Genomic DNA, 8206 nt, shown 5'->3' with positions numbered 1-8206 from the left:
GGCGGGCCCCGGCGACGGCGGCGTCCACCAGCCCGCGCACGACGGGGCGTACGACGCACCGCACCCGTACGACGGCGGACCCGGACCCGAAGGACAGCAGGGCCCCTACGGCCAGGACGGAGGCCACGCGTGAGCACCGAAGCCACCACCGCGACCACGCCCGCCGCCGACCGCCGGGCGGCCGAGCCGCCGCACGGCATCGGTGCGTCGCTGCCGTCCGCGGAGTCCCGGGTGAAGACGGAGGGCACCTTCCCCTACGCCGCCGACCTGTGGGCCGAGGGCCTGCTGTGGGCGGCGGTCCTGCGGTCCCCGCACGCGCACGCCCGCATCGTCTCCATCGACACCAGCCACGCCCTGGAGATGCCGGGCGTTCGCGCGGTCGTCACGCACGAGGACGTGCCGGGCGAGCCGCTGCACGGCCGACGCACCCCGGACCGGCCGGTCTTTGCCTCCGATGTCGTACGCCACCACGGCGAGCCCATCGCCGCCGTGGCCGCCGACCACCCCGACACCGCGCGGATGGCCGCCGCCGCCGTCATCGTCGAGTACGAGGTGCTCGAACCGGTCACCGACCCGGAGAAGGCCTTCGAGGCCGAACCGCTGCACCCCGACGGCAACCTCATCCGCCACATCCCGCTGCGGCACGGCGACCCGGAGGCGGCGGGCGAGCTCGTCGTCGAGGGCCTGTACCGCATCGGCCGCCAGGACCCGGCGCCGATCGGCGCCGAGGCGGGCCTCGCGGTACCGCGCCCCGACGGGGGCGTGGAGCTGTACATCGCCTCCACCGACCCGCACGCCGACCGCGACCGGGCCGCCGCCTGCTTCGGCATCACCCCGGACCGCGTGAAGGTGGTCGTCACGGGTGTGCCGGGCGCGACCGCCGACCGCGAGGACGCGGGCTTCCAGCTCCCGCTCGGGCTCCTCGCGCTGCGCACCGGCTGCCCGGTCAAGCTCACCGCGACCCGCGAGGAGTCCTTCCTCAGCCACGCCCACCGCCACCCGACGCTCCTGCGCTACCGCCACCACGCGGACGCCGAGGGCCGCCTGGTCAAGGTGGAGGCGCAGGTCCTGCTCGACGCGGGCGCGTACGCCGACACGTCCTCGGAGGCGCTGGCCGCGGCGGTCTCCTTCGCCTGCGGTCCGTACGTCGTGCCGAACGCCTTCATCGAGGGCTGGGCGGTCCGTACGAACAACCCGCCCTCCGGGCACGTGCGGGGCGAGGGCGCCCTCCAGGTGTGCGCCGCGTACGAGGCGCAGATGGACAAGATCGCCAAGAAGCTGGGCGTCGACCCGGCGGAGCTGCGGCTGCGCAACGCCATGGCGACCGGCGACATCCTGCCCACCGGGCAGACCGTGACGTGCCCCGCCCCGGTGGCCGAACTCCTCGCCGCCGTGCGGGACGCCCCGCTGCCCGAGCTGCCCAAGGACACCCCCGAGGACGAGTGGCTGCTGCCCGGCGGCCCCGAGGGCGCGGGCGAACCGGCCGCCGTCCGGCGCGGCGTCGGCTACGGCCTCGGCATGGTCCAGCTGCTGGGCGCCGAGGGCACGGACGAGGTCTCCACGGCCACCGTGAAGGTCCACGACGGCGGGGCGACGGTGATCTGCGCGGCCGTCGAGACCGGCCAGGGCTTCACCACGCTGGCCCGCCAGATCGTCCAGGAGACGCTCGGCATCGAGGACGTGCGGGTCGCCCCCGTCGACACCGACCAGCCCCCCGCGGGCCCGAGCTGCCGCGGCCGCCACACCTGGGTGTCGGGCGGGGCGGTGGAGCGCGCGGCGAAGATGGTCCGCACGCAGCTCCTCCAGCCGCTGGCCCACAAGTTCGGGATGTCGACCGAGCTGCTCCAGATCACCGACGGCAAGATCACCTCGTACGACGGCGTGCTGTCCACGACCGTCACCGAGGCCCTGGAGGGCAAGGAGCTCTGGGCCACGGCCCAGTGCCGCCCCCACCCGACCGAGCCGCTGGACGAGGCCGGGCAGGGCGACGCCTTCGTCGGCATGGCGTTCTGCGCGATCCGCGCGGTCGTCGACGTCGACATCGAGATCGGTTCCGTGCGGGTCGTGGAGCTGGCCGTCGCGCAGGACGTGGGCCGCATCCTCAACCCCGCCCAGCTGAAGGCCCGCATCGAGGCGGGTGTCACCCAGGGCGTGGGCGCGGCGCTCACGGAGAACCTCCGCACGCCCCGCGGTCTCGTCCGCCACCCGGACCTGACGGGCTACGCCCTGCCGACCGCCCTCGACGCCCCCGACATCCGCATCGTGAAGCTGGTGGAGGAGCGGGACGTCGTGGCGCCGTTCGGCGCGAAGGCGGCCAGCGCGGTCCCGGTCGTGGCGTCACCGGCGGCGATCGCCTCGGCGGTCCGCGCCGCGACGGGCCGCCCGGTCAACCGCCTCCCGATCCGCCCGCAGGCCGCGGTCGCCGCCCCCTCCCCGTAGGAACGGCGCGCGTCCGTGGTGGGCTGGGGGATCTGCACCCTGGTGGGCGGCATGGCGCTGGCCACCAACGTGTTCCGTGCGGCCGAGTGGTTCCAGCTGATCTCCTACCAGCATCGGCGCCGACCGAGGAGCGTGACGACCGTGCGCGTCGCCGGGGCGTTTTTCTCGGTGGCCGGTGCGATGACTCTCCTGGGAGTCTTGTGACGTGGAGAGCGAGCGAAGTGCAGCGGCGGCGGGCGTGTCCCGTGGCGTCATCGTCGTCACCGGCATCATGGCGTCCGGCAAGTCCACGGTCGCGCAGGCCCTGGCCGAGCGGCTGCCGAAGGCCGCGCACGTGCGGGGTGACGCGTTCCGCCGGATGATCGTGTCGGGCGGGGTGCCGTACGAGGGCGTGCCGGGCGGTGAGGGCGAGGCCCAACTCCGGCTCCGCTACCGCCTGTCGGCGTCGGCCGCCGACGCGTACGCCGACGCGGGCTTCACCGCGGTCGTCCAGGACGTCATCCTGGGCGAGGAGCTGCGGACGTACGTGGACCTCGTACGCACCCGCCCCGCGTACGTGGTGGTCCTCGCCCCGCGCCCCGAAGCGGTCGCGGCCCGCGAGGAGGCCCGCGGCAAGACGGGGTACGGCGCGTGGACGGTCGAGGACCTGGACGCGATCCTGCGGGAGCGGACGCCGGAGGTCGGGCTCCGGCTGGACACTTCGGAGCTGACGGTCGAGGAGACCGTGGACGCGATCCTGGCGGGGCTGGACGAAGCGCGGGTGGCTTAGTGTGACGGAGCACGCCGAAGGGGCGGTCCCTGGTGAGGGACCGCCCCTTCGGCTGCTGCTGCACGGCGCGGTGACGCCGTCGGAGGCCGTGGCGGGATTCGAACCCGCGTTACTGGATTTGCAGTCCAGCCCCTGAGCCTCTCGGGCACACGGCCAAGTCGTCGACCTTGTTGCTCGCGCTTGTTGCTCGCGTCGACCTGACTCCTCGAACGTAGCCGGGTGCCCGCGGCCGCCTCAAGCGATCACGGGGTGCCGCAACGGGACTGCCATGTAGCGTTCATGAAAGAGGTGTTGCCCGTCCCGTCGGCGGCGGCAACTAGGCCGGGAACTGGCCTAGTTGCCGTCTAGCGTGCTGCTTGTCCGAAGAGGCGGAACCTACGGAAGGCGGCACCGGCCATGCCCGACATCATGCCCCTCGACCAGTCGACGATCACCGGCGAGCGAGCCGACCTGCTGGTGGTGCTGGCGCAGCACCGCACGATGCTGCGCCACACCGCCCGCGACCTCACCGACGAGCAGGCCGGGTCGCGCACCACCGCGAGCGAGCTGTGCCTGGGCGGCATCATCAAGCACGTCACCTCGGTCGAGAGGGTGTGGACCGCCTTCATCGAGGACGGTCTCCCCGCCCTGGGGGCCGTCACCGACATGACCGACGAGGACTGGGCGCAGCGGGCCGACGAGTTCCGGATGCTGCCCGGCGAGACGCTGGCGGGCGTCCTCGACGCCTACGAGGAGGTCGCGGCACGCACCGACGCGCTGGTGCGCGGACTGCCCGGCCTCGACGTGTCCCACCCCCTCCCGGACGCCCCTTGGTGGGCGCCCGGCACGCGGTGGTCGGCCCGGCGGGTCCTGCTGCACATCATCGGCGAGACCGCGCAGCACGCGGGGCACGCGGACATCATCCGGGAGTCCCTGGACGGCGCTCTCAGCATGGGCTGACCTTCGGCGTCACCCGGCCGTGCTCGTCAGGACCGCGGCGGAGACGACGTCGAAGAGGCGGTCGGCGCGGGGTGCGAGCGCGGGCTGGTCGCCGAGCCAGGCGAGCATGGCGATCAGCGCGAACAGGTCGGCGCCGTCGATGTCGCTCCGTGCCACGCCCGCCGCCTGGGCGCGGGTCAGGAGCCGCGCACCGGCGGCGCGCAGGGCCACGCACGAAGCGTGGAGCGCGGATTCGGGGTCCGCGATGGCGGCCGCCATCAGCGCGGTCGCGCCCCGGTACCGCGTCGTCCACGCGACGCCGTCGCGCAGCCACGAGACGAGGGCGTCCCCGGGTGCGCTCGACGTCTCCAGCGCGCACGCCTTCGCCGTCAGTTCGTCGAAGCCCGTGCGGAGGAGGGCGTCGAGCAGTGCCTCGCGCGTCGGGAAGTGCCGCAGCAGCGTGGCGAGCCCGACGTCTGCCCTGCGTGCGATGTCGCGCAGGGCCACGTCGACGCCCTGCTCGGCGATGGCGGTGCCCGCTACGGCGAGCAGGTGGTCGCGGTTCTTCCTGGCGTCGGCCCGCATCTGTCCCTCTTGCTCGATCTGGCTTGCTTGACTATCCGGACCACTGATCCATATATTCGGATCAGTGGTCCACTTATGTGGATCGCTGGTCCGGATGAGGGTATCCCGTAGCGCGAGCAGGAGAGCAAAGGCGATGGCGGCAGAGATGATGAAGGCGGTCCGGCTGCACGCGTTCGGCGCCCCCGAGGTGCTGAGGTACGAGGACGTGCCGGTTCCCGAGCCGGGGCCGGGGGAGGCGCTCGTCCGCGTGCACGCGGTCGGTCTCAATCCTCCGGACTGGTACGTGCGTGAGGGGCTGCGGAACATGCCTCCCGAGCTCAAGCCCCCGCTCCCTCTCCCGCTGATTCCGGGGACCGACGTCTCGGGCGTCGTGGCAGCCCTCGGTCCCGGCGCCGATGCCCCTCGCTTCTCCGTCGGCGACGAGGTGATCGGCCTGCTGCGCTTCCCCACCGCTCTTCAGGGCGGCGCGTACGCCGAGTACGTCACCGCTCCGGCGGCCGACTTCGCTCGCAAGCCGACGTCCGTCGACCATGCGCACGCCGCGGGCCTGCCCATGTCCGGGCTGACGGCGTGGCAGTTCCTGATCGAGCTCGGGCACGACCACCCCTCGCCGTTCCAGGAGGCGCAGCACCGTCCGGCCGCGCTCGACGCCGGGACCACCGTGCTCATCAACGGCGCCGCGGGCGGTGTGGGGCACCTCGCCCTTCAGCTCGCCAAGTGGAAGGGCGCCCGCGTCATCGCCGTGGCCTCCGGCGCCCACGAGGCGTTCCTGCGCGGGCTCGGTGCCGACGAGTTCATCGACTACACCAAGGAGCGCCCCGAGGACGTCGTCCGCGACGTCGATCTCGTCCTGGACGTGGTCGGGGGCCCCGACAGCAGGCGCTTCCTGCGCACGCTCAAGCGTGGCGGGTCCCTGTACCCCGTGTACTTCGGCGAGTTCGACGAGGAGGAGAACGCCGAGCTGGGCATCACGGTCTCGCTCACCCAGGTCCGGTCGAGCGGCGCGCAACTCGCCGAGCTGGGCCGCCTGGTCGAGGAGGGCACGGTGCGGGTCGCGCTCGACGGAACGTTTCCGCTGGCGGAGGCGGGGGCGGCGCACGAGCGGGCTGCCCGGGGGCACATCCAGGGCAAGATCGTGCTTATGGTCGCGTAGGTGTGGTGGGGCGGGTGACTTCGGTGGGGCGGCGTCTTTGATGGTTGCCGGGGCCGCCCGGGGTTTTGCGGAGTGTGGCGGTTCCGGGCCGGGAGTAAAGGGCGCGACTTTGTCGCGTCGGCTGCGCCGATTCCGCTGCGCTCCACCCTTGACTCCCGTCCCTCCACCGCACGTTGACCTTGACCCGGACGGCCAGGGGTGGGGCCGACGGGTACGGGGGGATGGGTCATCCCCTTTCATCGCCGGGTGCGGACCGGTCCATCGTGGGTGCCCGTCACGGTCGGGGCTCGGTCGGCCCGGCGGCCTCGCTGGCCGGGTCATCGCCTTGCGCTGCCGGGTGCGGTCCGGTCCATCGTGGGCGCGTGTCACGGTTTGCTGCTGGGTCAGCCGCGCGGCCTCGCCGCTCGGGCCATCACCCTTCATCGCCGGGTGCGGACCGGTTCATCGTGAGTCCCCTCACCGCAGCCGCGCGGCTGCGACGCCCGGGTCATCGGCTTGCGTGGCCGGGTGCAGAACGGTCCATCGGGTGTGGACGCCATGGTGCGGGTTCTGCCGCCCGCGCGGCCTCGATGGTCGGGTCATCGGCTTGCGTGGCCGGGTGCGGACCGGTCCATCGCGGGCGGGCGGATGTCACGGTCACGGCGAGGGTGAGCCCGGCCCCCCTCCCTCACCTACTTTCGGAAAGTTGCGAATGAGTCCGGCGCGCGCCCCCTGGCCGCGCCCCCGCGCCGCTCTGCTGGCGGCAGAACAGCGGCCGGACCGGGCTCGACGATCACTACTGTCCGGTCTCATGACGACGATTACGACGCGTACGGTCGAGTACCCGGCCGACGGTCTGGCGATGATCGGGCACCTCGCGCTCCCGGCCGGTGTCGACCGCCGGCCCGCAGTGCTGCTCGGGCCGGAGGGCATGGGGCTCAGCGACGTCGAGCGCCGCCGGGCCGATGCGCTCGCCGAGCTGGGGTACATAGCGCTGGCCTTCGACCTGCACGGCGGGCGCTATTTGAGCGCCCCCCAGCAGATGCTGGCCCGTTGCATGCCGCTGCTCGCCGATCCCGACCGGATGCGAGGCATCGGCCATGCGGCGCTCGACGTGCTGCGCATCGAACCACGGACCGACCCCGACCGGATCGCCGCCGTCGGCTACGGCACCGGGGGAGCCGTCGGGCTGGAACTCGGGCGAGACGGCGTCGACTTGTGCGCGATCGGCACGGTCAACGGACTGACCACGGGCCGACCGGGCGAGGCGGCACGCATTCACTGCCCGGTGTGGGCCGGGGTCGGGTCGGAGGACCCGATCATGTCACCCGTGCAACGGGACGCGTTCACCGCTGAGATGCAGGACGCGGGCGTCGACTGGCGCCTCACGGTCTACGGCGGCGCCTTGCACGCCTTCCACCACCCGCCGGTCGATCACCCCACCGTCCCCGGCGTCGGCTACCACCCCCAGCACGCGCAGCGGGCCTGGCGCGACGTCGTCGACCTGCTTGCCGAATGCTTGCCCGTGACGGAGGATCCGGGACCCTGACGCATGCGGCTTGGGGGCGCATTGGGTCTGGCGAGGGGGCGCGCGCCGAACCCATTCGCAACTTTCCGAAAGTAGGTGAGGGAGGGGGCCGGGCTCACCCTCGCCGTGACCGTGACGTCCGCCCGCCCGCGATGGACCGGTCCGGGCCGGTCTGCATCCGGCAGCGCAAGCCGATGACCCGACCATCGAGGCCGCGCGGGCGGCAGAACCCGCACCGCGACGTCCACACCCGATGGACCGGACCGCACCCGGCCACGCAAGCCGATGACCCGAGCATCGCAGCCGCGCGGCTGCGGTGAGGGGACTCACGATGAACCGGTCCGCACCCGGCAGCGCAAGCCGATGACCTGGCCATCGAGGCCGCGCGGGCGGCGGAACCCGCACCGCGACGTCCACACCCGATGGACCGGACCGCACCCGGCCACGCAAGCCGATGACCCGAGCATCGCAGCCGCGCGGCTGCGGTGAGGGTGACTCACGTTGGGCCGGTCCGCACCCGGCAGCGCAAGCCGATGACCTGGCCATCGAGGCCGCGCGGGCGGCGGAGCCCGCACCGTGACGTCCGCCCACGATGGGCCGGTCCGCACCCGGCGATGAAGGGTGATGGCCCGAGCGGCGAGGCCGCGCGGCTGGCCCAGCAGCAAACCGTGGCATGTGCCCACGATGGGCCGGTCCGCACCCGGCGATGAAAGGTGATGGCCCATCCCCCCGTACCCGTCGGCCCCACCCCTGGCCGTCCGGGTCAAGGTCAACATGCGGTGGAGGGACGGGAGTCAAGGGTGGAGCGCAGCGGAATCGGCGCAGCCGACGCGAC

At 73.2% G+C, this 8206-nt stretch carries 7 protein-coding genes and 1 tRNA gene; 6 read left to right on the top strand and 2 right to left on the bottom strand.

Annotated features, from left to right (window positions below):
* Positions 1 to 129 precede the first annotated feature (129 nt).
* Genes AOK03_RS35830 through AOK03_RS35820 form a run of 3 tightly spaced genes read left to right on the top strand, consistent with a single transcriptional unit; the run spans position 130 to position 3208 of the window.
* A complete protein-coding gene (locus tag AOK03_RS35830) occupies positions 130 to 2439 on the top strand; it encodes a xanthine dehydrogenase family protein molybdopterin-binding subunit (protein ID WP_055569565.1) in 2310 nt (769 codons plus the stop codon).
* Positions 2440 to 2490: 51 nt separating this feature from the next.
* The gene (locus AOK03_RS35825; RefSeq protein ID WP_157869167.1) at positions 2491 to 2643 is read left to right on the top strand and encodes a hypothetical protein; all 153 of its coding nucleotides are present in this window, start codon (positions 2491 to 2493) and stop codon (positions 2641 to 2643) included.
* Between the two features lies 1 nt (position 2644).
* On the top strand, positions 2645 to 3208 hold the full coding sequence (locus AOK03_RS35820) for an AAA family ATPase (RefSeq protein WP_279616358.1): 564 nt from the start codon (positions 2645 to 2647) through the stop codon (positions 3206 to 3208).
* Between the two features lie 83 nt (positions 3209 to 3291).
* Here AOK03_RS35820 and AOK03_RS35815 read toward each other — a convergent pair.
* Positions 3292 to 3363 (bottom strand) — tRNA-Cys (locus AOK03_RS35815).
* Between the two features lie 241 nt (positions 3364 to 3604).
* Here AOK03_RS35815 and AOK03_RS35810 point away from each other — a divergent pair.
* Positions 3605 to 4147, top strand: coding sequence for a DinB family protein (locus tag AOK03_RS35810; RefSeq protein WP_055569563.1), 543 nt, complete (start codon positions 3605 to 3607; stop codon positions 4145 to 4147).
* Between the two features lie 9 nt (positions 4148 to 4156).
* Here AOK03_RS35810 and AOK03_RS35805 read toward each other — a convergent pair whose 3' ends face one another.
* Entirely contained in the window at positions 4157 to 4711 is a 555-nt protein-coding gene (locus AOK03_RS35805) for a TetR/AcrR family transcriptional regulator (protein ID WP_055569562.1), read from the bottom strand.
* A gap of 133 nt (positions 4712 to 4844) precedes the next feature.
* On the opposite strand from AOK03_RS35805, the gene AOK03_RS35800 reads away from it, so the two are divergent.
* Positions 4845 to 5864 (top strand): NADP-dependent oxidoreductase, encoded by a 1020-nt coding sequence (locus AOK03_RS35800; protein ID WP_208609663.1) that lies wholly within the window; start codon positions 4845 to 4847, stop codon positions 5862 to 5864.
* Between the two features lie 790 nt (positions 5865 to 6654).
* Complete coding sequence (locus AOK03_RS35795; RefSeq protein WP_055569561.1) at positions 6655 to 7392, top strand: dienelactone hydrolase family protein; 738 nt, start codon at positions 6655 to 6657, stop codon at positions 7390 to 7392.
* Positions 7393 to 8206 lie beyond the last annotated feature (814 nt).

Source organism: Streptomyces atriruber, assembly GCF_001418325.1.
Classification (GTDB): Bacteria; Actinomycetota; Actinomycetes; order Streptomycetales; family Streptomycetaceae; genus Streptomyces; species Streptomyces atriruber.
This window is presented reverse-complemented; position numbering and strand designations above follow the sequence as displayed.

What these genes read in the sequence shown, in the direction of transcription:
- AOK03_RS35825 (WP_157869167.1), top strand. Translation starts at nt 2,491, where the DNA reads ATGGCGCTGGCCACCAACGTGTTCCGTGCGGCCGAGTGGTTCCAGCTG.
- AOK03_RS35810 (WP_055569563.1), top strand. Translation starts at nt 3,605, where the DNA reads ATGCCCGACATCATGCCCCTCGACCAGTCGACGATCACCGGCGAGCGA.
- AOK03_RS35805 (WP_055569562.1), bottom strand. Translation starts at nt 4,711, where the DNA reads ATGCGGGCCGACGCCAGGAAGAACCGCGACCACCTGCTCGCCGTAGCG.
- AOK03_RS35800 (WP_208609663.1), top strand. Translation starts at nt 4,845, where the DNA reads ATGGCGGCAGAGATGATGAAGGCGGTCCGGCTGCACGCGTTCGGCGCC.
- AOK03_RS35795 (WP_055569561.1), top strand. Translation starts at nt 6,655, where the DNA reads ATGACGACGATTACGACGCGTACGGTCGAGTACCCGGCCGACGGTCTG.